This is a genomic window from Streptomyces sp. HUAS ZL42 (genome assembly GCF_040782645.1).
Classification (GTDB): Bacteria; Actinomycetota; Actinomycetes; order Streptomycetales; family Streptomycetaceae; genus Streptomyces.
The window spans coordinates 4,792,338-4,813,811 of the sequence record NZ_CP160403.1 but is presented as its reverse complement, the minus strand read 5'-3'; the positions used below and the strand labels follow the sequence as shown (position 1 = coordinate 4,813,811).

The 21,474-nt window shown below is 69.4% G+C and carries 18 protein-coding genes and 2 pseudogenes; 8 read left to right on the top strand and 12 right to left on the bottom strand.

Features of this window, described 5'->3' with window-relative positions; translation table 11 throughout:
• Nucleotides 1–64: 64 nt before the first annotated feature.
• Nucleotides 65–889: a maleylpyruvate isomerase family mycothiol-dependent enzyme gene (locus ABZO29_RS22105; RefSeq protein ID WP_367321920.1), complete on the bottom strand. Its 825-nt coding sequence runs from the start codon at nucleotides 887–889 to the stop codon at nucleotides 65–67.
• A gap of 182 nt (nucleotides 890–1,071) precedes the next feature.
• On the opposite strand from ABZO29_RS22105, the gene ABZO29_RS22100 reads away from it, so the two are divergent.
• A complete protein-coding gene (locus tag ABZO29_RS22100; RefSeq protein ID WP_367321919.1) occupies nucleotides 1,072–1,866 on the top strand; it encodes a carbon-nitrogen family hydrolase in 795 nt (264 codons plus the stop codon).
• A gap of 15 nt (nucleotides 1,867–1,881) precedes the next feature.
• Here the strand turns inward: ABZO29_RS22100 and ABZO29_RS22095 are convergent, their stop codons facing one another.
• The 6 genes and pseudogenes from ABZO29_RS22095 to ABZO29_RS22070 all read right to left on the bottom strand — a co-directional run bounded on the left by ABZO29_RS22095 (nucleotide 1,882) and on the right by ABZO29_RS22070 (nucleotide 7,362).
• Nucleotides 1,882–2,376: an LURP-one-related/scramblase family protein gene (locus tag ABZO29_RS22095; RefSeq protein WP_367321918.1), complete on the bottom strand. Its 495-nt coding sequence runs from the start codon at nucleotides 2,374–2,376 to the stop codon at nucleotides 1,882–1,884.
• Nucleotides 2,373–2,546 (bottom strand): annotated as a pseudogene (locus tag ABZO29_RS22090) (AraC family transcriptional regulator); the annotation flags it as partial. The gene ABZO29_RS22095 and the pseudogene ABZO29_RS22090, both read right to left, overlap by 4 nt.
• Before the next feature lie 187 nt (nucleotides 2,547–2,733).
• Nucleotides 2,734–2,988: a DUF6458 family protein gene (locus tag ABZO29_RS22085; RefSeq protein ID WP_367321917.1), complete on the bottom strand. Its 255-nt coding sequence runs from the start codon at nucleotides 2,986–2,988 to the stop codon at nucleotides 2,734–2,736.
• Between the two features lie 86 nt (nucleotides 2,989–3,074).
• Entirely contained in the window at nucleotides 3,075–4,373 is a 1,299-nt protein-coding gene (locus ABZO29_RS22080; protein ID WP_367321916.1) for a M18 family aminopeptidase, read from the bottom strand.
• 173 nt (nucleotides 4,374–4,546) lie between these two features.
• Nucleotides 4,547–6,373 (bottom strand): acyl-CoA dehydrogenase, encoded by a 1,827-nt coding sequence (locus ABZO29_RS22075; RefSeq protein ID WP_367326195.1) that lies wholly within the window; start codon nucleotides 6,371–6,373, stop codon nucleotides 4,547–4,549.
• Between the two features lie 128 nt (nucleotides 6,374–6,501).
• Nucleotides 6,502–7,362 carry an intradiol ring-cleavage dioxygenase gene (locus ABZO29_RS22070; protein WP_367321915.1) on the bottom strand — a complete coding sequence of 287 codons (861 nt, stop codon included), beginning with the start codon at nucleotides 7,360–7,362 and terminating at the stop codon, nucleotides 6,502–6,504.
• Nucleotides 7,363–7,543: 181 nt separating this feature from the next.
• Here ABZO29_RS22070 and ABZO29_RS22065 point away from each other — a divergent pair, with 181 nt between their 5' ends.
• From ABZO29_RS22065 to ABZO29_RS22055, 3 genes are all read left to right on the top strand, one after another.
• Nucleotides 7,544–8,020: an SseB family protein gene (locus tag ABZO29_RS22065; RefSeq protein WP_367321914.1), complete on the top strand. Its 477-nt coding sequence runs from the start codon at nucleotides 7,544–7,546 to the stop codon at nucleotides 8,018–8,020.
• 126 nt (nucleotides 8,021–8,146) lie between these two features.
• Nucleotides 8,147–9,118, top strand: a complete 972-nt coding sequence (locus tag ABZO29_RS22060; protein ID WP_367321913.1) for a pirin family protein — start codon at nucleotides 8,147–8,149, stop codon at nucleotides 9,116–9,118.
• A gap of 88 nt (nucleotides 9,119–9,206) precedes the next feature.
• Nucleotides 9,207–10,253, top strand: coding sequence for an AI-2E family transporter (locus ABZO29_RS22055; RefSeq protein WP_367321912.1), 1,047 nt, complete (start codon nucleotides 9,207–9,209; stop codon nucleotides 10,251–10,253).
• A gap of 122 nt (nucleotides 10,254–10,375) precedes the next feature.
• Here the strand turns inward: ABZO29_RS22055 and ABZO29_RS22050 are convergent, their stop codons facing one another.
• From ABZO29_RS22050 to ABZO29_RS22040, 3 genes are all read right to left on the bottom strand, one after another.
• Nucleotides 10,376–10,846: a carboxypeptidase-like regulatory domain-containing protein gene (locus ABZO29_RS22050; RefSeq protein WP_367321911.1), complete on the bottom strand. Its 471-nt coding sequence runs from the start codon at nucleotides 10,844–10,846 to the stop codon at nucleotides 10,376–10,378.
• 95 nt (nucleotides 10,847–10,941) lie between these two features.
• Entirely contained in the window at nucleotides 10,942–12,540 is a 1,599-nt protein-coding gene (locus tag ABZO29_RS22045; RefSeq protein WP_367321910.1) for a hypothetical protein, read from the bottom strand.
• Between the two features lie 166 nt (nucleotides 12,541–12,706).
• Nucleotides 12,707–14,860 carry a SpoIIE family protein phosphatase gene (locus ABZO29_RS22040; RefSeq protein WP_367321909.1) on the bottom strand — a complete coding sequence of 718 codons (2,154 nt, stop codon included), beginning with the start codon at nucleotides 14,858–14,860 and terminating at the stop codon, nucleotides 12,707–12,709.
• Between the two features lie 177 nt (nucleotides 14,861–15,037).
• Between ABZO29_RS22040 and aspS the strand changes: the two genes are divergently transcribed.
• The 4 genes and pseudogenes from aspS to ABZO29_RS22020 all read left to right on the top strand — a co-directional run.
• On the top strand, nucleotides 15,038–16,801 hold the full coding sequence (gene aspS, locus ABZO29_RS22035; protein ID WP_367321908.1) for an aspartate--tRNA ligase: 1,764 nt from the start codon (nucleotides 15,038–15,040) through the stop codon (nucleotides 16,799–16,801).
• 272 nt (nucleotides 16,802–17,073) lie between these two features.
• On the top strand, nucleotides 17,074–17,448 hold the full coding sequence (locus ABZO29_RS22030; RefSeq protein ID WP_367321907.1) for a hypothetical protein: 375 nt from the start codon (nucleotides 17,074–17,076) through the stop codon (nucleotides 17,446–17,448).
• Nucleotides 17,449–17,574: 126 nt separating this feature from the next.
• Nucleotides 17,575–18,579 carry an intradiol ring-cleavage dioxygenase gene (locus ABZO29_RS22025; protein WP_367321906.1) on the top strand — a complete coding sequence of 335 codons (1,005 nt, stop codon included), beginning with the start codon at nucleotides 17,575–17,577 and terminating at the stop codon, nucleotides 18,577–18,579.
• A 320-nt stretch (nucleotides 18,580–18,899) separates the two neighbouring features.
• Nucleotides 18,900–19,244: pseudogene (locus tag ABZO29_RS22020) on the top strand (pectate lyase); the annotation flags it as partial.
• Nucleotides 19,245–19,309: 65 nt separating this feature from the next.
• Here ABZO29_RS22020 and ABZO29_RS22015 read toward each other — a convergent pair.
• Together ABZO29_RS22015 and metG are read right to left on the bottom strand one after the other, a co-directional pair.
• Entirely contained in the window at nucleotides 19,310–19,675 is a 366-nt protein-coding gene (locus ABZO29_RS22015; RefSeq protein ID WP_367321905.1) for a PH domain-containing protein, read from the bottom strand.
• A gap of 43 nt (nucleotides 19,676–19,718) precedes the next feature.
• Nucleotides 19,719–21,437 (bottom strand): methionine--tRNA ligase, encoded by a 1,719-nt coding sequence (gene metG / locus ABZO29_RS22010; protein ID WP_367321904.1) that lies wholly within the window; start codon nucleotides 21,435–21,437, stop codon nucleotides 19,719–19,721.
• Between the last annotated feature and the right edge of the window lie 37 nt (nucleotides 21,438–21,474).

The following is a 21,474-nucleotide window of genomic DNA, read 5'->3' as shown; positions in this document are numbered from 1 at the left end:
CGCGCAGCCCGGCGCCGGCGGGGTGCCGCCATGGCGCTGACCGCAGGCTGCGCAAGCCACCGGACTACTGCGTCACCGTGAAGTTCCTCAGGATCGCCGCCGTCAGTTCCGGGTCTCCCTCCGTCTTCACCCGGTCCGTCACCGCGTCCGGGGTCACGCGGCCGCAGGCCAGGCGGACGTAGGTCTCCCAGTCGAGGGCGAGGGTGGCGGCGGGGCCTAGCGCGGGCGCCGTTTCGAGGGTGCCGCGGCCCTGGATGTCGACGCGGATGGTGCGCAGGAACTCCACCGGGCCGTGGACGTCGAAGACGACCGCCGAGCTGCGGGGCGCGCCCGCTTCGTCGGCGACGACGCGGGGCAGGTCGGCGAGGAGCACGTCGCGGGCGATGTGTGCGCCGGGCGAGTCGAGGTTGCCGGGGCGGCCGAGGGCCGCGCGCAGGTCCTGCTCGTGCACCCACACGTTGAACGCGTGGCCCCGCATGGCCTCCTCGAGGGTGAGCTCGCTGCCGAGGGGGCCGCGCACCTTCGTACCGGGATCGCGCGACTCGTTGCGCAGCTGGCGGTTGCGGCGGATGACCGTGTACTCCAGCTCGGACGTCATCTCGGGTGCCGTGTGATGGCGGCGGACGTCGACCTGCATCTCCATGTAGCGCTGGTGGTCGTTGGTGACGTGGAACAGGTCGCGCGGGAGCGTGTGGATGGGGCGCGGGTCGCCGAGCATCTCGCAGTCCAGGCCGATGACATGGGAGACGATGTCGCGGACAGACCAGCCGGGGCACGGGGTGCGCCGGTTCCACTCACCCTCCACAAGCGGCTGCACCAGCTCGGATATGGCTTCGATGGAGTGGGTCCAGGCGTCGGCGTAGGGCTGGAGGGTGGGATGCAGACTCACGGAACGGGGCCCCTCGGCGGTCGGTACACGGGCGGGTTGCGGCGGCGTTGCCAGTGGGAGGTGGCTGCTGTCGGCGGGTGTCTCGGAACGCTAAGTTACGCTGCTGTGAGGCACCCCGGCAGTGCTTTCGTGTGACGATCGTAGGCCCGTGTGGACGGCTCGAATGCCAGGACGGTGGTAGTGTGCGCGCCTCTCTGATCCAGATCGCCGTAGACGAGGGCGAATCGGTCGAATCGCGTCGGCGGCGGGTGGCGGCGCTGGTACGGGATCAGGCCGGAACCGATCTCGTCGTGTTGCCGGAGCTGTGGACCACGGGAGCGTTCGCGTACGAGGCGTTCGGAAGCGAGGCCGAGCCGCTCGAGGGGCCGACGCACGAGGCGATGGCCAAGGCCGCGAGCGATGCGGGCGTGTGGCTGCACGCCGGGTCGATTCCGGAGCGTGCCCCCCAGGGGACGCTGTACAACACGTCGCTCGTCTTCTCTCCCTCCGGTGATCTGGTGGCCTCCTACCGCAAGATCCACCGCTTCGGCTTCGACAAGGGCGAGGCCGTGCTGATGGGGGCGGGGCGGGACCTGGTGACGGTTCGTCTGGCGGAGACCACTCTGGGCCTCGCGACCTGTTACGACCTCCGATTCCCCGAGTTGTTCCGTGGGCTCGTCGATGCCGGCGCTCAGACCCTGGTCCTCCCGGCGGGCTGGCCCGAGCGGCGGCGGGCGCACTGGACGCTGCTGGCCCAGGCGCGGGCGGTGGAGAACCAGGCGTTCGTGCTTGCGTGTGGAACGGCCGGGACGCATGCGGGAGTTCCGCAGGCGGGTCACTCGATCGTGGTGGATCCGTGGGGGGAGGTGCTGGCGGAGGCCGGCGCCGGCGAGGAGGTCCTCACGGTGGAGTTCGACCCGTCGAGGGTCGGGGTGACCCGGGAGCAGTTCCCGGCGCTGAAGGACCGGGTGCTGGGGCTGGAGCCGCCTCGCCGCTGACCAGGTCTCCTGCGCCTACTCCGACTCCCGCTCCTTCTCCGCCAGGTGGATCACGCACACCGTCACCGCGATCAGCAGTGCCGGATCCGCGTCCTCCCGGACGACGTCCACGCCGTACGTCTCGCGCACGTGCAGCCAGCGGCGCGAGACGACGGCCAGCAGTTCACCGTCGTACTCGACGGCGAACTCCCGGTCGAGGATCTTGCCGCTGACGTCGAGTTCGGTGCCGTCCACCAGGCTGACCCGGTAGTGGTTGCGCAACAGCGAGAGCCGTTTGCGGCGGATCGTCGCCAGGGGCTCGCCGTCCCGCTCGATCACCATGGTGTCCCGCACGGCGAACATCTTCCGGCGGATGTCGACGAGCACGCGCCCGTGCATGTCCTTCAGCTCGAAGGTGTCGCGCAGCCGCATCGCCTTGCCGTCGACGAGGAACACCTTGGCGCCGCGGTCGTCCTCGATCCAGTAGTCGTCGCCGATGCCCAGGAGCCGGTCGCGTACGAGGAATCTCATGCCGTTACCGCTTCCCCGACCGCCGGTCCGGAACGCCGACGGTAGGCCGACGGGCTGAGTCCCGGCCGGCGCGTCAGCCGGGCCGGCGGAGTCGTGCCGAGCCGCACGCGGAAGCGCCGGTGCAGGGGCCCCGGGCCCACGGCCGCCAGGGTCGCCACGGTCAGCGACTCCCATGCCCGTCGGCACCAGGGGCAGCCGGTCCGTCCCGCCCTCGGCGAGAATCTTCACTGCATTCACACAAATGGACAGGGTGCTTTCGATCACGGATTGCTCAAGGTTGTCTGTCGTCGCCCTGTGCGTACGGCGTCGGGGCACCTGTGCCGCTCCGGCGGATGTGTCCGGGTTGGGGTGGCGTGCTCACACCCCGTACCCGTCGCTGTAGCCGTCGCGGTGGCGATGGTGGTGGCCCTCCTCGTCGATGACCGGCGTCGCGGGCGGCACCACCACGCGCCTGCGGCGGGCGATGCTGCTGAACGTGCTGACGCCGATCAGGCCGACGATCATCAGGATGATGCCGACCAGGTCGAGGTTGACCCCCTCCATGTTCCAGTCGGTCGCGAACGTGAGGATGGCTCCCACGGCGATGAGGATGATGCATCCGCCGAGGCCCATGAGTGTCGCCTCCCTGTGCGGTCCGGTCGTTCCGGTCCGCGACCCGGGTACCCAGGCGGGCAACAGCCATGCGGGGCTCGCCCGTTCTACCCCTCCAGGAACGCCACCAGCGTGTTCGCCAGCAGGAACGGGTCGGCCGCGCCGCACAGTTCGCGGGCGCTGTGCATCGACAGGATGGCCACGCCGATGTCGACGGTCCTGATGCCGTGCCGGGCGGCGGTGATCGGGCCGATCGTCGTACCGCACGGCATGGAGTTGTTGGAGACGAACGACTGGAAGGGCACGTCGGCCTTCTCGCAGGCGGCGGCGAAGGCGGCGCGGCCCGAACCGTCCGTGGCATAGCGGTTGTTGACGTTGACCTTCAGGATCGGCCCGCCGTTGACGCGCGGGTGGTGCGTCGGGTCGTGCCGCTCCGCGTAGTTGGGGTGGACGGCGTGACCGGTGTCGGAGGACAGACAGACGGTGCCGGCGAAGGCACGGGCCCGGTCCTCGTACGACCCTCCGCGCGCGAACACCGAACGCTCCAGCACGCTGCCGAGCAGCGGGCCGTCCGCGCCGGTGTCCGACTGCGAGCCGTTCTCCTCGTGGTCGAAGGCGGCGAGGACGGGGACGTACGGCAGGCCCGCGCCGCTCGTCGCCACCGCGGCCAGGGCCGCCGCAGCGGCGTGAACGGAGAGCAGGTTGTCCATGCGGGGGGCCGCGACCAGTTCCTTGTCCCGGCCGAGGTACGCCGGCGGCTCCACGGAGTGCACCATCAGGTCCCAGCCGGCGACCTCGCCGGCTGGGATGCCTGCGGTCTCCTCCAGGAAGGCGATCAGGTCGCCGTCGCGGACGTCGTTGCCGAGGCCCCAGACCGGCTGCAGGTGGCGCTGCTTGTCGAGCTTGAGCCCCTCCGTGTTCACCGAACGGTCGAGGTGCACGGCGAGCTGGGGGACGCGCAGCAGGGGCCGGTCGACGTTCACCAGGCGCGTCGAGCCGTCGCGCAGGGTGAGCCGGCCGGCCAGGCCCAGGTCGCGGTCGAGCCAGGAGTTGAGCAGCGGTCCGCCGTAGATCTCCACGGCCACCTGACGCCAGCCGTGCGCTCCGCTGTCGGGCAGCGGCTTGACACGCAGGTTGGGGGAGTCGGTGTGCGCGCCGATGATGCGGAAGGGGGTGTGCGGTGCGGCGCCCTCCGGGACGTACCAGGCCACGATCGCGCCGCCGCGGATCACGTACTTGCCGCCGCTCGTCCCGTCCCAGGCGTCCGTCTCGGCGACCTGGCGGAAGCCGGCCTTCTCCAGCCGTTCGGCGGCGTTCGCCACGGCGTGGTACGGGGAGGGGCTCGCCGCGAGGAAGGACATGAGGTCGTCGGTGTGGCCGCGGTCGAAGCGGTGGGGTTCGCTCATGGAGTTCACCTTAACGACGTACGAGGGCCCCCTCCCTGTGGAAGGGGAGGGGGCCCTCGTGTGGGGGGTGTCTTCGACGGCGGGGCGGTCGGCCCAGGGCGGAACTCATGCCCGCGGACTGACGGCGTGCCCGGCCGCCGTGCGACTTCTTCCTTCTGGAACGCCGCCTCGTCCTAGAACGCCGCCTCGTCCAGTTCCATCAGGTCCAGGTCGACGCCCTCGGCGATCTTGCGGGCCAGGGTGACGCCCGGGAGGACGTTGGCGGCGAAGAACTTCGCTGCCGCGATCTTGCCCGTGTAGAACGCCTTGTCCTTGGCGGACGCCGTCTGCAGCTTGTCCGCCGCCACCGCGGCGCCCTTGAGCAGCAGGTAGCCGACGATGACGTCGCCGGAGGCGAGCAGCAGGCGGCTGGTGTTGAGGCCCACCTTGTAGATGTTCTTGACGTCCTGCTCGGTGGCCGCGAGGTCCGTGAGCATGAGGCCGACGATGGCCTCCAGCTCCACGGCCGCCTTGGCCAGGTGCTCGCGGGCGCCCGCCAGGTCCTCGCCGCCCTCGCCCAGCGCCAGGAACTTCTTGATGTCCTCGGCGAGGGAGTTCAGCGCCGCGCCCTGGTTGCGGACGATCTTCCGGAAGAAGAAGTCCTGGCCCTGGATCGCGGTCGTGCCCTCGTAGAGCGTGTCGATCTTGGCGTCGCGGATGTACTGCTCGATCGGGTACTCCTGCAGGAAGCCGGAGCCGCCGAAGGTCTGCAGCGACTGGGCCAGCTGCTCGTAGCCCTTCTCCGAGCCGTAGCCCTTGACGATCGGGAGGAGGAGGTCGTTGAGCGCGTGCTCCGCCGACGAGTCCTCGCCCGCCGCCTCCTTCACCGCGATCGAGTCCTGCACCGACGCCGTGTAGAGCACCAGCGCGCGCATGCCCTCGGCGTACGCCTTCTGCGTCATCAGCGAGCGGCGGACGTCGGGGTGGTGCGTGATGGTGACCTTGGGCGCGGTCTTGTCCATGAAGTTCGCGAGGTCCGGGCCCTGGACGCGCTCCTTGGCGTACTCGAGGGCGTTGAGGTAGCCCGTCGAGAGAGTGGAGATCGCCTTCGTGCCGACCATCATGCGGGCGAACTCGATGATCCGGAACATCTGGCGGATGCCGTCGTGCTTGTCGCCGATCAGCCAGCCCTTGGCCGGGTGGCGGTCGCCGAAGGTCATCTCGCAGGTGTTGGAGGCCTTGAGGCCCATCTTGTGCTCGACGTTGGTGGCGTAGACGCCGTTGCGCTCGCCCAGCTCGCCGGTCTCGAAGTCGAAGAGGTACTTCGGGACGAGGAAGAGGGACAGGCCCTTGGTGCCGGGGCCCGCGCCCTCGGGACGCGCGAGGACGTAGTGGAGGATGTTCTCCTCCATGTCGTGCTCACCGGACGTGATGAAGCGCTTCACGCCCTCGATGTGCCAGGAGCCGTCCTCCTGCTGGACGGCCTTGGTGCGACCGGCACCGACGTCCGAGCCGGCGTCCGGCTCGGTGAGCACCATGGTCGAGCCCCAGGTCTTCTCCACGGCGATCTGGGCGATCTTCTTCTGGACGTCGTTGCCCTCGTCGTAGAGGATCCCGGCGAACGCCGGGCCGGAGGAGTACATCCACACGGCCGGGTTCGAGCCGAGGATCAGCTCCGCGTACGACCAGATCAGGGACGGCGGAGCCGTCGTGCCGCCGATCCCCTCGGGCAGGCCGAGCCGCCAGTACTCGGAGTCCATGAAGGCCTTGTAGCTCTTCTTGAAGGACGCCGGGACCGGCGCGGTGTTCGTCTCCGGGTCGAAGACCGGCGGGTTGCGGTCGGCGTCCGCGAAGGACTCGGCCAGCTCGTTCTCCGCGAGACGCGTCAGCTCCTCGAGAACGCTCTTCGCGGTGTCGGTGTCCATCTCCTCGAACGGGCCGGTGCCGTACAGCTTGTCGCGTCCGAGTACTTCGAAGAGGTTGAACTCGATGTCGCGGAGATTCGGCTTGTAGTGCCCCATGGTGACGGCTCCGTAGAGGGATCGGCGAGGCATCGACTCCTCGCGGCTAGTTCACATACCAACAAGTAGCTACGATGATGCTACCCGTCGGTAATAAGAAGCAACCCCGATCCGGCATCTGTGACGACTCACACCGGAACCGTCAGTGTCGCCGTGTATCCCTCCTCGACGCTGCCCTTCACCGTCGCCAGCTGCTGCTCGTGGCCGTCGCTGAAGATGTTGTCCGTCTCCAGGGAGAGCTGACCCAGGTTCCGCACGCTCTGGCTGTAGCCGTCCGTGGCGTACACGGTGTCGCAGACGTCCTTCGGCAGCGCGAGCTGGGAGGTGTTCGTGATGGAGGTGGCCGCGGTGGCGTCCTCCAGGCTGCCATAGACCTCGAAGTGGATGTGCGGCCAGCGGCCCGAGTAGCACGCGGGGAAGATGCTCTTGAAGGTGACCTGGCCCTTGTCGTCCGTCTCCTGCACGCCCCGCAGGTAGTTCTCGTCGGTGACGCCCTCGGAGTAGAGGGAGTAGTTGCCGTCGCGGTCGCAGTGCCACAGGTAGACGGCGGCGCCCTTCTTCGGGGTGCCGCAGCCGGAGGCGGCGTCCACGACGGTGAGCGTGACGGTCAGGGGCACGCCCTCGGCGGTGCCGCCCGCGGAGTCGCCGAAGCTCCTGGTGATGTCGCCGCGCACGACACCGCTCTCCTTCAGGACGTTCACGCCGTTCGAGCCGTCTCCCGGGTAGGGGCCGGCCGTCTCGTTCGGGATCGTCGCGCACTCGGAGGACGAGGAGGACGATGGCGACGAGCCGGACGAGCTGCCGGAGGACGCGGCCGCCGAGGAGGAGGCGGACGAGGCCGACGTCTGCTCCTGCGAGCTGCAGCCCACCAGCGGGACCAGGCTCGCCCCGGCCATCAGCCGGATCATCCGCCGGCGGGCGAGGACGGGGAGGTCGTAGGAGAGGCCTCTGTCGTGCTCGTGGTCCTCGTCGTGGTGGTGTCCGTGCATGGCTGTGTCTCCTTGCGGCAGATGGTCCTGGCTTTGCCGTCCCGTGGGGCTTTCTTTGATGTGAGGGACGCTATGGGGGCCCGCTGTGCGAAGCCAGGGGGGCACCTGTGAGCTCCCCATGGACCGTGCGCAGGCGCCGTACCGCCCCGCCCGCGCCCTTCGTCTCGGTACGCTTGCGCCCATGTACGGCTATGACCAGAACGTCGGTGCACAGCAGCAGTACGCCTCGTCGCAGCAGCAGATGGCCGGCGGCCTCGGCGGGTACGGGCAGCAGCCGCCGCTCTACCCGGAGCCGTCCCCGCCCTCGCTCGCGGACGCGGTGCGCGCCTTCACCACCGGGCAGGTGACCGCCGAGGACTTCCAGCAGGTCTTCGCGACCTCCAAGGTGTACTGCCCGCGGGGCGACAACCCCGGCTTCCTCGCCCTGCACAACACCCAGCAGCCGGTGATCCCGATGTTCACCTCGCTGAAGGAACTGCGCCGGTACGCGGGCAAGGAGTCCAAGTACTTCGTGATCACCGGCGCCGAGGTGATCGATCTGCTGCCCACCGGCTACGGCTTCGTCCTCGACATGGAGGGTGAGCACCGGATGGTCTTCGACGCGAAGGCGGTCGAGCAGATGGTCGAGTTCGCGATGCGCAGGATGTATGGCGGCTGACGCTTGCGTGCGTGGGCGCGGAGCCCGGAACCCGGAGCCCGGAGGGAATGCCCTCCGGGCTTCTTCTGTTGAGGGTGGCAGAAAGTTCAATGCTCAACTAAACTGGCCGTACAAGGAGGTACCGACATGCCTGCAGTGACCGTCGAGAACCCGCTGACGCTGCCGCGCGTGACCGCGCCAGCCGACTCCGTGGCACGTCCCGTGCTCGGCGTCACGACCGCGCCCAGCGGCTTCGAGGGCGAGGGCTTCCCGGTGCGCCGTGCGTTCGCCGGGATCCACTACCGCCACCTCGACCCGTTCATCATGATGGACCAGATGGGCGAGGTGGAGTACGCGCCGGGCGAGCCCAAGGGCACCCCCTGGCACCCGCACCGGGGCTTCGAGACCGTCACCTACATCATCGACGGGATCTTCGACCACCAGGACTCCAACGGTGGCGGCGGCACCATCACCAACGGCGACACCCAGTGGATGACCGCGGGCTCCGGCCTGCTGCACATCGAGGCGCCGCCGGAGTCCCTCGTCATGTCCGGCGGTCTCTTCCACGGTCTGCAGCTGTGGGTGAACCTCCCGGCCAAGGACAAGATGATGGACCCGCGCTACCAGGACATCCGCGGTGGCAACGTCCAGCTGCTCAGCTCCCCCGACGGCGGCGCGCTGCTCCGCGTCATCGCCGGTGAGCTGGACGGTCACCAGGGTCCCGGCATCACGCACACGCCGATCACGATGATCCACGCCACGCTGGCGCCGGGTGCGGAGATCACCCTGCCGTGGCGCGAGGACTTCAACGGTCTCGCGTACGTCCTCGCCGGGCGCGGTGCGGTCGGCACCGAGCGGCGTCCGATCCACCTCGGGCAGACCGCCGTCTTCGGTGCCGGTTCCTCGCTGACCGTCCGCGCGGACGAGAAGCAGGACTCGCACACCCCGGACCTGGAGGTCGTCCTCCTCGGCGGGCAGCCCATCCGCGAGCCCATGGCCCACTACGGCCCCTTCGTGATGAACACCAAGGAGGAGCTCATGCAGGCCTTCGAGGACTTCCAGAAGGGCCGGCTGGGCACGATCCCGGCGGTGCACGGGATGTCCGAGGGCGGTCTCTGACAGCCCTGTCCGCACGGTGCTGACGTTCCGTCACCCTCGCGGGCCGTCCGGGCAGGACAGGGCGGCCCGTGCGTGATCCGCTGGACACGTGCAGTTGCTGCCCGAGCCCGTGCGACGTCTTGCCGCCTGGTGTGCGGTGGCGCTGCTCGTGGCCGGGGTCGGTTTCGTGGGGATCCGCCTGTGCGTGGAGTTGCGGACCGCCGTCACGCCGGTGCTGCTCGCCCTCCTCGGGACAGCGCTCCTCGGGCCCGTCCACCGGCGGCTGGTCAGGGCGAAGGTCCAGCGGTCCGTCGCCGCGGCCGTGACCTGCGTCGCCGTCGTCGCGGTGGTCGGCGGGGCCGTCTACATCGTCGTCGCCGCGCTGATCGACACCGGAGGCCAGATCGTCGCCTCGCTCAAGGACGCGGCTGAGGGCCTGGCCGACCACTTCGGGGCGGCCGGGACCTCGCTGGACGACCTGGCCTCCAACTCCAAGGAGCTGCTGAGCAAGTTCGGCGGCACCGCCGCGTCCAACGTCATCAGCGGGGTCAGCGTCGTCGGCGAGAGCATCGCGATGGCCGTCCTGGCGCTGCTGCTCGTCTTCTTCTTCCTGCGGGACTCGCACAAGGCCGCCGACGCCCTGCGCTCCCTCGCACCGCACGGGACCGGCGAAACCGTGGAGGCCATGGCCCGCCGCGCCTACCGGGCGGTCGAGGGCTTCATGCGCGGGACCACCCTCATCGCCTTCATCGACGCGATCTGCATCACCGTCGGCCTGCTGATCCTCGACGTCCGGGGCGCCGTCGGCCTGGGCGCGCTCGTCTTCGTGGGCGCCTACATCCCCTACCTCGGCGCGTTCCTCTCAGGCGCCGTGTCCGTGCTGGTCGCGCTCGCCGACCGTGGGTTCGTCATCGCCCTGTGGACGTTCGGGATCGTCCTCGCCGTGCAGGTCCTCGAGGGGCATGTGCTGCAGCCGATGATCCAGAGCCGGACCGTGCAGATGCACCCCGCGGTCGTCATGCTCGCGATCACGGCGGGGGCGTCCGTCGCGGGGATTCTGGGGATGCTGCTCGCCGTGCCGCTGACCGCGGCCGCCTTCGGGGTGCTCCACGAATTCCGTGCCCGGTACGGGGCGGACGTGTCTGCGGACTCGTAGCCGGTCGAAGGTCCGTGCTGTCGTGTGATGTGCGAGAAGCCGAGCGTGGGCGCCGAGTGGGTGGAAGCGGTGGGCAACGCGGTCTCCTCACCACCCGTAGTCCCACCGCGTTCCGTGGGCCGTCAGCGGATGCCCGTGTCGCAGTGGACCGTCACATCCGTGAAGGTGCCCGGCGAGACGGTGACGTCGATCGGATGACATGTGGTGCCCGGCCCGGCCGTGGCCCGCAGGACGTATGCCCCGGGCCGCAGGGCCAGTTGGAACCTGCCGTCATGACCACTGCGCTCGGTCGCCACCACGCTGCCGGAGGCGCCGTAAGCCTGCACGGCCGCCCGGGTGGGGACCGGCTCGCAGGACTGGCCGTCGTCGGCCGGAAGGCCCTCGACAGGGCAGGTGGGATACACGACGACGACACCCTTCACCCCGGACTGCGGCGTCGCGGAGGTGCTGGACTCGGGGCCGAGTGACCCCTGGCACGCGGTGACGAGCAGGATCAGGAGGACCAGCGGGGCCGCTGCTGCCGCGCGGCGCTGCCGTGCAGGCCTTCCCCGCGGGGCGGGGCGGTGAAGAGGCTGGTAGGACAGCTCCGGCATGGCACTCACCCCTTCGGGTCCGGGTGGCCAAGCCGTCCACCCGGACCCTGTTTCCCTCCACCGTAGACGTGCTGGTCAGCGGAGGGAGTCGGCGGTCAGCAGAAGCCGAGCCGTCCGAACCTCGAACCCCACAGGGTGGAGCTGGTCTGCCGCTCGTTCACGATCCAGGCGCGCTGGCCGACGGCGCAGGTGCCGGACGCGACCGGATCGATCGTGACCGCGGAGTAGTCGCCCCAGCGCTCGACGGTGCTGGACGACGGGTTGTACGCGACCGTTGCAGTGGTGAAGGTCGTGCCACCCGTGAGGTTGGCGGGGTCCGTGGCCAGGCGACCACTGCCCTTGACCCGGGCCTGGTGCTGACCCGTCCCGACCGCGTCGGTCGAGGACCAGGTGAAGAACATCCTTCCGATGGGGTTCCCTGAGGGGGCACCGACGCCTGAACCGACGATCGAGGGGTTGAAGTCGTCCGAGTCCGAAGCCTCGAAGAACACTCCGCTCTCGGAGACCGCGTTGGTGCTGGTGTTGATCGAGTACCAGCGCGGGGTGGCGAAGCCGCCCGCGTTGATGGTGTGGACGTTGAGCAGCCGGTTGCCGATCTGCGTGCTGGCGTTCTGGAAACGGCCGTCCAGGCTGTCGAGACGGTCCGTGGTTCCCGGCTGACGGGCGTCCGGCGGCACACCCCACGTCCCGACGGGGACGTTGACGGGGGAGAAGACGGTCGCGTTGCTCCGGCCGAAGCCGGTGGCACGGAACAGCTTCAGTGTGCTGGGCGTGCCGGCGTTGGCCGCGACGAGGAAGTCGTTCGCGTTGTTGTCCTCGACGATCGGGGGTGCCACGGTGCCGTACGCACCAAGGTTGATGTACGGGACACTGAAACCGCGTCCGTTGTAGATGTCCGACTTGGAGATGCCGAACACCCGGGAGCGGACGTACGTGTTCCCCGTGAAGATGTTGGCTGTGACGATCACGGCGTCCTGGTCGAGACCGAGCTGCGGGTAGTCGAAGAAATCACCCGCGGGTTCCGGTGCGTCGAACCGGTAGACGAAGAAGGAGCCGGTGGGGTCGGAGGTCGTGGACACCGCGACGAAGACGTTCTGGACGGTGGAGCTCTCCTGGAACGCCTCGGCGACGATGACCCAGCGGTTCCACTTCTTGTCGTAGACGACCCGCGGGTCGAAGATCGTCTGTGCTGTGTAGCCGAAGAAGCTGGCGAACGACACGTTCTTCACCAACGCGCCGTCCGACTTGCGGAACACCCCGACGCCACGGCCGTTAGTGACCTCCACGAAGTGGTTGAGTCCCGCCGCGCCGTGGGTGTCCGGTGGCCGCAGGGTGGAGGTGCCCTGGTTCAGCCCCTCGAAGTTGGCCTGGATCGCGGGCGGGGCAAGGGCAGCAGACCGCCCCTTGACGTCAGGGCGCTTGGGAGGCCTGAGCGCCTGCGACTCCTGCAACTGCTTGGAGGTGGCGGTGAGCCGCGGCGGGGGCACCGGAGTCTCCCTGTCGGGCGCGGCCTGACCGCTGGGGGTCACGACTTTCGCGGTGGACGCGCTGATGTGGTCATTCGCCACGATGGCGGACGGGGGGTCGCCCTGGTGCGCCGGAGCACCGACCGCCGACTGCGCCAGGCCGGAACTCAGCGCCAGTGCTGCCAGCAGGGCAGGCAGAACCAGACGAGTTCTCCTTCTGGATGCCAAAGCAGGTCCTCATTTCGAGTGTGCGCGGTTGCACGGCAGCCGCGCATCGGGGGAATCCTGCGGACATCCTGGGAGCAGGGTAGGGAATTGCCTGGGAGAAAAGAGAGCTCTTGATCAAGAAGTACCTGAAAGGCGGAATATGGATTCTGGCGGAAAATCCGGCTGCTTACTCGGATCCGTTCCTCTCGAAGAGCTCGAACCAGATGCTCTTGCCCTCCCCGCGCGGCGCCACCCCCCATGCGTCCGCGAGGAGTTCGACGAGTACGAGGCCGCGGCCCGACGAGGCCAGTTCCCCCGGGCTGCGCTTGTGCGGGAGGTCGTCGCTGGTGTCGGTGACCTCGACCCTCATCCGGCGCTCGCCGGGTGCGCCGGTCACCTCGGCGACCAGGAGGGCGTCGGCGTCGGTGTGCACGAGGACGTTGGTGAGCATCTCGGAGACCAGGAGCACCGCCGAGTCGAGCTGGTCCTCGCTGGCCCAGTCGTGCAGCAGTTCGCGCAGTTGCTGCCGGGCCACGGAGACCCGCTCGTGCTCGACCTGCGCGACGGTCAGCATCGTGCGCCGCACCGTGGGCCGTACGGACACGGTGTCCCCGCACCCGCAGCCCTCCCCCTGCCGGCCCAGCAGCAGCACCGCGATGTCGTCCTCGCGGCGGTCGGCCAGGGGGCCGGTGGTGTGGTGCGAGGAGGGGCCGTGCACCGCCTGGACAAGCGCGTCGGCGAGCCCTTCCAGGTCGCCGTCGTGCTCCTCGAGGATCATGCGGATGCGTTTCCACCCGGTGTCGATGTCGTGGCCGCCGGTCTCGAGGAGGCCGTCGGTGCAGATCATCATGGACTCGCCGGGTTCCAGGGCGAGCCGGGTGGTGGGGTAGTCGCCGTCCGGGTCGATGCCCAGGGGCAGGCCGCCGTCCGTGGCCCGGACGAGCACCGTCCCGTCCGCCATGCGGATCACCGGGTCCAGATGGCCGGCCCGAGCGGCCTCCAGGACCCCGGTCACCGGGTCTACCTCGACGTACAGACAGGTCGCGAAGCGCAGGTCGGCCGGACCCTTGCCGTCGTCGGAGTGTGTGAGGCCGTAGAAGAAGCGGGAGGCGCGGGAGAGCACCGCGTCGGGCCGGTGGCCCTCGGCGGCGTATGCCCGCAGGGCGATGCGCAGCTGGCCCATCAGGCCCGCCGCCCGCACGTCGTGCCCCTGCACGTCGCCGATGACCAGGGCGAACCGTCCTCCCCCAAACTCCGTTCGGGAGGTGCCCCCAGGCAGCGGGATCATGTCGTACCAGTCGCCGCCGACCTGGAGCCCGCCGCCGGTCGGTATGTAGCGGGCGGCGATGCTCATGCCCGGTATCTCGGGGCCGAGAGTGGGGAGCATCGAGCGCTGCAGCCCGTCGGTGAGCTCGCGCGCCGACTCGGCGGCCTCGGCCCGCGACAGGGCCTGCGCGAGCATGCGGGCGACGGTCGTCAGCACGGAGCGCTCGTCCGGGTTGAACGTCACCGGGTAGGCGAAGGCCGCCATCCACGCGCCGATCGTGCGTCCGGCCACGGTCAGCGGCAGGAAGGCCCAGGACTGCCGGCCGAAGTGCGCCGCAAGGGGCCAGGTGAGGGGGTAGCGGGCCTTGTACTGGTCGGGCGAGGGGAGATAGACGGCCCGGCCGGTGCGGACGACCTCGGCGGCCGGATAGTCGGTCGCCAGGGACATGTGTGTGAAGGGACCCTCGTCGCCCGGCTGCTGCCCGTGGTGGCCTATGACCGTCAGCCGGTCGCCCTCCACCCCGAAGACCGCGAGCCCGTCCGGTGAGAAGCCCGGCATCGCGAGGCCTGCCGCGACCCGCAGCACCTCCGCCGTGGACCGTGCCTCCGCCAGTGCCCGGCCCGCGTCCAGCAGGAACGCCTCCCGGGAGCGCCGCCAGTCGCCGGTGACCGCGCTGCGGCCCGCCGGGGTTCCCGGCGACGGCTCGGTGACCTCCTGGAGGGTGCCGATCACCTCGTACGTCTTGGTCACGGGATCGAAGGCCGGCTTGGACCGGCTGCGCGCGACCCGCACGATCCGCCCCTGGTCGTCCATGATCCGCACCCGCACCTCGGCGAGGGTGCCCTCGGCGACGGCGAGCTGGATCACTCCGGTGATCTCGTTCCAGTCGACGGGGTGCAGGCGGGCCCGTGCCTGGGCCTGTGTCAGAGCCGTCTCCTTCGCGGGCAGGCCGAGCAGTCGAGCCGCCTCGGCGTCGACAGTGACCAGCTCGGTGGCGGTGTCCCAGTGCCAGACGCCCGTCGCGAGGGTGGCGAGGACCTCCCCCACGGCGGGCAGATGCTCGCCAGTGCGCATTGCCCCACTTTAAGAACAGGAGATCGAGGGATGCCACCGATAGTGCACGACGGAGGGTGTCGTCGGTCGGGCCGTGGCCGCCCGTAATGGTGGGGAGCCGATCTTGGGGTGCCCGGTACCCTTGGGGGAGTTTCACGTGAAACAACGCCCCGATCCGCGAAGACTGGATGAACGACGATGCATCGGTACAGGTCCCACACCTGCGGCGAGCTCCGCGCCTCTGACGTCGGCACCGACGTCCGGCTGAGTGGCTGGCTGCACAATCGGCGCGACCTGGGCGGCATCCTCTTCATCGATCTGCGCGACCACTACGGCATCACGCAGCTCGTCGCCCGCCCGGGCACGACGGCGTACGAGACCCTGGACAAGCTCTCCAAGGAGACGGTGGTCCGCGTCGACGGCCAGGTCGTCTCCCGCGGCACGGAGAACATCAACCCGGACCTGCCCACCGGCGAGATCGAGATCGAGGTCGGCGAGGTCGAGGTGCTGGGCGCGGCCGCGCCGCTCCCCTTCACGATCAACACCGAGGACGGGGTCAACGAGGAGCGGCGCCTGGAGTACCGCTTCCTGGACCTGCGCCGCGAGCGCATGCACCGCAACATCCTGCTGCGTACGGCGGTCATCTCGGCGATCCGCCACAAGATGACGGCGCTGGGCTTCAACGAGATGGCGACGCCGATCCTGTCCGCCACCTCCCCGGAGGGCGCCCGCGACTTCGTGGTCCCCTCCCGTCTGAACCCGGGCAAGTTCTACGCCCTGCCGCAGGCCCCTCAGCAGTTCAAGCAGCTGCTGATGATCTCCGGCTTCGACCGCTACTTCCAGATCGCGCCCTGCTTCCGCGACGAGGACGCGCGCGCGGACCGCTCGCCCGGCGAGTTCTACCAGCTCGACATCGAGATGTCCTTCGTCGAGCAGGAGGACGTCTTCCAGCCGGTCGAGACGCTGATGACCGAACTGTTCGAGGAGTTCGGCAACGGCCGTCATGTCACGTCCCCGTTCCCGCGGATCCCGTTCCGCGAGGCGATGCTGAAGTACGGCTCCGACAAGCCGGACCTGCGCGCCCAGCTGGAGCTGGTGGACATCACGGACGTCTTCGAGGGCTCCGAGTTCAAGGCGTTCGCGGGCAAGCACGTGCGGGCGCTGCCGGTGCCGGACGTCGCGTCGCAGCCGCGCAAGTTCTTCGACCAGCTCGGCGAGTTCGCGGTGTCGCTGGGCGCGAAGGGCCTGGCGTGGGTCCGGGTCGCCGAGGACGGCTCGCTGACCGGACCGATCGCGAAGTTCCTGACCGAGGAGAACGTCGCCGAGCTGACCAAGCGCCTGTCGCTGGCAGCCGGGCACGCCGTGTTCTTCGGCGCGGGCGAGTTCGACGAGGTCTCGAAGGTCATGGGTGCGGTGCGGGTCGAGGCCGCGAAGCGCGCCGGCCACTTCGAGGAGGGCGTGTTCCGCTTCTGCTGGATCGTCGACTTCCCGATGTACGAGAAGGACGAGGAGACCGGCGCGATCGACTTCTCGCACAACCCGTTCTCCATGCCGCAGGGCGGTCTGGAGGCCCTTGAGACCCAGGACCCGCTGGACATCCTGGGCTGGCAGTACGACATCGTCTGCAACGGTGTCGAGCTGTCCTCCGGCGCGATCCGGAACCACGAGCCGGAGATCATGCTCAAGGCCTTCGAGATCGCGGGCTACGACCGGGCGACCGTCGAGGAGAAGTTCGCCGGCATGCTGCGCGCCTTCCGCTTCGGCGCCCCGCCGCACGGTGGTATCGCGCCCGGTGTCGACCGCATCGTGATGCTCCTCGCGGACGAGCCCAACATCCGCGAGACGATCGCCTTCCCGCTCAACGGCAACGCCCAGGACCTGATGATGGGCGCTCCGACGGAGCTGGAGGAGGCGCGGCTGAAGGAGCTGCACCTGTCGGTGCGGAAGCCGCAGCCGAAGTAAGGCAAACCGCCCTTGAAGGCGGGATCGCAGAGGGACCGGAAATCGCCCGTCGATTTCCGGTCCCTTTTGCATACGCGGAGAAGAGGGCAGGACGCGCCGCCCCAGCCGAGCACATCGGCCTCGCTCTCGGGTTCCGGGCCTCCTGGGAAGTCATCAGCGGGCGCACAGGTTTCTCGTCGGATGCGCACAGCGCGAGGGCGTGTGATGGGACGTACGGGGTGAGACGGCCCCGCACGGCCGGGATTCGCCGGAAGACAGGAAGAGGAGCCGCCATGGTGTACATGATCGTGCTCGCAGTGCTGCTGATCGCAGGAGCGGTCTTCGGCGTCGTCGTACGACGGCGTTCGCGGCGCAAGCCGGGCCTGTCCGATCTGGACGCGGAGGCCGAGGCCAACCACTGGCTGGTGCGGCTGGGCGGAAGCCTGGTCCCGCCCGACCCGCGGACCTGGGCGGCGGCGGACGAGAGCGCGGCACGCGCGCTGACAAGCGCCGCGGAGTGCCACCGCGCCGCCCGCGCCCAGCTGGCCGAAGCCCGCACGGTGGCGGAGTACGCGGAGGTGACGCGAACGGCCCGGGAGGGGCTGGACCACCTCCGGACGGCGCGTGCGGCGCTGGGCGCCGGAGCCGTTCTGCAGACCCAGGGGTGAAGCCGGGGCCCATGGCTGGAAGGAGGCTCGGAACAGGCCATGATTTCGGACTGCCTTTGCCTTTGCGTGGGAAAGCACAGGCCTTTCCCACGTCGTTGACAGCCTTCCTCCCTAGCTTCCCTGCCCATGACGGGAAACCAGCCGGCCCAAGGGCCGAAACACAAGCGGGACCTCACTCGCCGCAAGGTCGTCGTCGCCGGTGCGGGCGCGGCCGCCGCGGTGGGCGTGGGCGGCACGCTCGCCGCCGGTGCCTTCGCAGGTGAGACCAAGGGGAAGGGCGCCGGGGCCACCGCCTCGGCGAGCAGCAGCGCGGAGGCCTGCTACAAGCTCACCTCGGAGACCACGGAGGGCCCCTACTACATCGACGCGGACAAGATCCGCCAGGACATCACCGAGGACAAGGAGGGCATTCCGCTCACCCTCAGCCTCAAGGTGATCGACTCGGAGACCTGCAAGCCCATCGGCAACGCGGCCGTCGACATCTGGCACTGCGACGCGCTGGGCATCTACTCCGGCTACGAGAGCATGTCCAGCGGTGGCGGCGGCGGTGCGCCGACCGACGCCCCCTCCGGCAGCCCGACCGGCACGCCCACCGGCGAGCCGCCGTCCGGTGCGCCCTCCGGCGGGACCGGTGGCGGCGGTCAGCACGAGGAGCCCACCGACGACGAGCGCTACCTGCGCGGCACCTGGAAGACCGACAAGCAGGGACGCGTCACCTTCAAGACGATCTTCCCCGGCTGGTACCGCGGCCGTACCGTCCACATCCACACCAAGGTGCATGTGGACGGCGAGTGGACGGACGCCGGCTACGAGGGCGGGCACACCTGCCACACCGGACAGTTCTTCTTCGACGAGGAGTCCGTCCTCGCCTCCGCCGAGGTGGAGCCGTACTCCACCAGCACCACCGAACGCACCACGCTCACCGAGGACACCATCTACGACCAGAGCGGCACGCAGGGCGGCCTGCTCAAGCTGAAGTACGACAGGAAGAACATCGCGAAGGGCGTTCTCGGCTTCCTCACGATGGGCGTCGACCCGGACGTGACGCACGACGGCACCGACGACGCGGTCCAGCCGGGAGCGTCCGCGTCCGCCTCGGACACGGCCTCGCCCTCGTCTTCGGCGAGCTGACGCCCGTACGGGGAGCCGTCCGGCCCCGTGGTTGAGCTCTGGCGCCCACCGTGCCCAGTTCACCGCAGGGCCACTCCCCGTACTTCTCAAAGTCGCTTAAGGGATCCGACAGCAGTCTCAAAGACTCTTCCCCGATGGTCACGGCGCCGACGTCTCCAGTTCCTCCGGCGCGGCGATCGCGGCCACCGACGCGGAGGAGGTGACGGTGATCCTTGCCGACGGCAGCGAGAACAGTCTGGGCGACACGGATTCCTACGCGGGCCGGGCGGCGGAGGCGGCGGCGGCAGCGGTGCACAGCTGGCCGACGCGGGCCAGGGGAGCACGACTTCTACGACGCCGCCGCCCTCAACGGCTACACGACGCAGTACAGCATCAACTCCCGCGCCAAGGCCCAGGTCGTCGCGGAGAACAACTACTGGAAGCTGCCGTCCGGCGGCAAGGTCGCCAAGCTGCTCAGCGGCGACGGCACCGGCGCCGTCAAGGGCAGCGGCAACCTCGTCAACGGCACGCCGACCGACCTGGTCGCCGCGTACAACGCCGCCTCGTCGAAGGACCTGAAGACGACCGTCAACTGGACGCCGACGCTCACGGCGGGCCTGGAGTCCTCGGCGAGGAATCTGCCCACGACGCTGTCCACGACGACCGGCGCGGGCGTGCTCAAGTAGGACCCGAGACACGCGAGGGCCGGGAGACCACGAGCCCCGGCCCTCGCGTCACCTGTTCGCGCCGTCTACCTCGCCACGAACTGCGTGAGGATCGCCTGGACCTCGTAGATGTCGACGCCCTTGGTGAACGTCTTCTCGATCGGTTCGTGCGTTCCGGAGATCCAGATCTTGAGCTCGGCGTCGAGGTCGAAATGGCCGGCCGTCTCGACCGAGAAGTGCGTGATGCTGCGGTACGGGACGGAGTGGTACTCCACCTTCTTGCCGGTGAGCCCCTGCTTGTCGACCAGGATCAGGCGCCGGTCGGTGAACAGGATGGTGTCGCGGATGAGCAGGTACGCGGCCTGCACCTGCTCCCCGTGACCCAGCAGGCGCTGGTAGTCCTGCTGGGCCTTGCCGGGATTGACGGTGTGGGCGTTTCCGAACAGTGCCATGTACGGGGGGACGCCGAACGCGGGGTGCGGGGTTGCGTACGGACTACTCCGCGGGCTCGCCGCCGAAGCGCTCCTTGTACGCCGCCAGGTCCTCGTCGGTGAGCTTGGCGAAGAGGACCGGGGGGACCGTGAAGGGGGTGCCGGACGGGACCGTGGTCAGGGACTTCGCCTCGTCGGCCGTGACCCAGGTGGCCACGTCGTCCTTCAGGGCGAAGGCCGCGCGCATCGTGGCCGCCGTGGCCGGGATGAAGGGCTCCGAGACCACCGCGTACAGGTGGATCAGGTTCATCGCCGTGCGGAGGGTGAGGGCCGCGCCGTCCTTGTCGGTCTTGATCTCCAGCCAGGGGGCCTTCTCCTCGAGGTAGGAGTTGCCCGCGGACCACAGGGCGCGCAGGGCCGCGGCCGCCTTGCGGAACTGGAGGGACTCCATGTGCGACTCGTACTCGGCCAGGAGTCCGGCGATCTCCTCGCCCAGCTTCGCCTCCGGTGCGCCCGGCTCGCCGCCCGCGGGGACGTCGTCGCCGAAGCGCTTGCGGGAGAAGGACAGGACGCGGTTGACGAAGTTGCCGAGGGTGTCGGCGAGGTCCTTGTTGACGGTCGCGGTGAAGTGCTCCCACGTGAAGGACGAGTCGTCGGACTCCGGGGCGTTGGCGATCAGGAAGTAGCGCCAGTAGTCCGCCGGCAGGATCTCCAGGGCCTGGTCGGTGAAGACGCCGCGCTTCTGGGACGTGGAGAACTTGCCGCCGTAGTACGTCAGCCAGTTGAAGGCCTTGACGTAGTCGACCTTCTTCCACGGCTCGCGGACGCCGAGCTCGGTGGCCGGGAACATCACCGTGTGGAACGGGACGTTGTCCTTGGCCATGAACTGCGTGTAGCGGACGTCGGTGTCGACGTCGTACCACCAGGACTTCCAGTCACGGTTCTGCGGGTCCTTGTCGGACCACTCCTTGGTGGAGCCCAGGTACTCGATCGGGGCGTCGAACCAGACGTAGAAGACCTTGCCCTCCGCCGCCAGCTCCGGCCAGGTGTCGGCCGGTACCGGGACGCCCCAGTCCAGGTCACGGGTGATCGCACGGTCGTGCAGGCCCTCGTTAAGCCACTTGTGGGCGATGGAGGACGCCAGCTGCGGCCAGTCGTTGTCGTGGCGGGCCACCCACTCCCGCACCTCGCTCTGGAGCTTCGACTGGAGGAGGAAGAGGTGCTTGGTCTCGCGGACCTCCAGGTCGGTGGAGCCGGAGATCGCGGAGCGCGGGTTGATCAGGTCGGTGGGGTCGAGCACCCGGGTGCAGTTCTCGCACTGGTCGCCGCGGGCCTTGTCGTAGCCGCAGTGGGGGCAGGTGCCCTCGACGTAGCGGTCGGGGAGGAAACGGCCGTCGGTCGGGCTGTAGACCTGGCGGATGGCGCGCTCTTCGATGAAGCCGTTCTCGTTGAGGCGGCGGGCGAAGTGCTGGGTGATCTCGACGTTCTGGGGGCTGGAGCTCCGGCCGAAGTAGTCGAAAGCCAGTGCGAAGCCGTCGTAGACCGCCTTCTGGGCGTCGTGCGCCTGCGCGCAGAACTCGTCGACCGGGAGTCCCTGCTCCTTCGCCGCCAGCTCGGCGGGGGTGCCGTGCTCGTCGGTCGCGCAGATGTAGAGGACGTCGTGGCCGCGCTGGCGCAGGTACCGGGAGTACACGTCCGCCGGGAGCATGGACCCCACCATGTTGCCCAGGTGCTTGATCCCGTTGATGTACGGAAGGGCGCTGGTGATGAGGTGTCGAGCCATCGGGGGGCTGCTCCCAGGTCGGTCGTCTTACGAACCT

Bases quoted from the DNA above. Each gene is read 5' to 3' on its own strand.
- metG (WP_367321904.1), bottom strand. From the start codon at position 21,437: ATGGCTCGACACCTCATCACCAGCGCCCTTCCGTACATCAACGGGATC.
- ABZO29_RS22075 (WP_367326195.1), bottom strand. From the start codon at position 6,373: ATGGGGCACTACAAGCCGAATCTCCGCGACATCGAGTTCAACCTCTTC.
- ABZO29_RS22080 (WP_367321916.1), bottom strand. From the start codon at position 4,373: ATGAGCGAACCCCACCGCTTCGACCGCGGCCACACCGACGACCTCATG.
- ABZO29_RS22070 (WP_367321915.1), bottom strand. From the start codon at position 7,362: ATGCACGGACACCACCACGACGAGGACCACGAGCACGACAGAGGCCTC.
- ABZO29_RS22015 (WP_367321905.1), bottom strand. From the start codon at position 19,675: ATGGCACTGTTCGGAAACGCCCACACCGTCAATCCCGGCAAGGCCCAG.
- ABZO29_RS22050 (WP_367321911.1), bottom strand. From the start codon at position 10,846: ATGCCGGAGCTGTCCTACCAGCCTCTTCACCGCCCCGCCCCGCGGGGA.
- ABZO29_RS22025 (WP_367321906.1), top strand. From the start codon at position 17,575: ATGACGGGAAACCAGCCGGCCCAAGGGCCGAAACACAAGCGGGACCTC.
- ABZO29_RS22060 (WP_367321913.1), top strand. From the start codon at position 8,147: ATGCCTGCAGTGACCGTCGAGAACCCGCTGACGCTGCCGCGCGTGACC.
- ABZO29_RS22065 (WP_367321914.1), top strand. From the start codon at position 7,544: ATGTACGGCTATGACCAGAACGTCGGTGCACAGCAGCAGTACGCCTCG.
- ABZO29_RS22095 (WP_367321918.1), bottom strand. From the start codon at position 2,376: ATGAGATTCCTCGTACGCGACCGGCTCCTGGGCATCGGCGACGACTAC.
- aspS (WP_367321908.1), top strand. From the start codon at position 15,038: ATGCATCGGTACAGGTCCCACACCTGCGGCGAGCTCCGCGCCTCTGAC.
- ABZO29_RS22085 (WP_367321917.1), bottom strand. From the start codon at position 2,988: ATGGGCCTCGGCGGATGCATCATCCTCATCGCCGTGGGAGCCATCCTC.
- ABZO29_RS22040 (WP_367321909.1), bottom strand. From the start codon at position 14,860: ATGCGCACTGGCGAGCATCTGCCCGCCGTGGGGGAGGTCCTCGCCACC.
- ABZO29_RS22030 (WP_367321907.1), top strand. From the start codon at position 17,074: ATGGTGTACATGATCGTGCTCGCAGTGCTGCTGATCGCAGGAGCGGTC.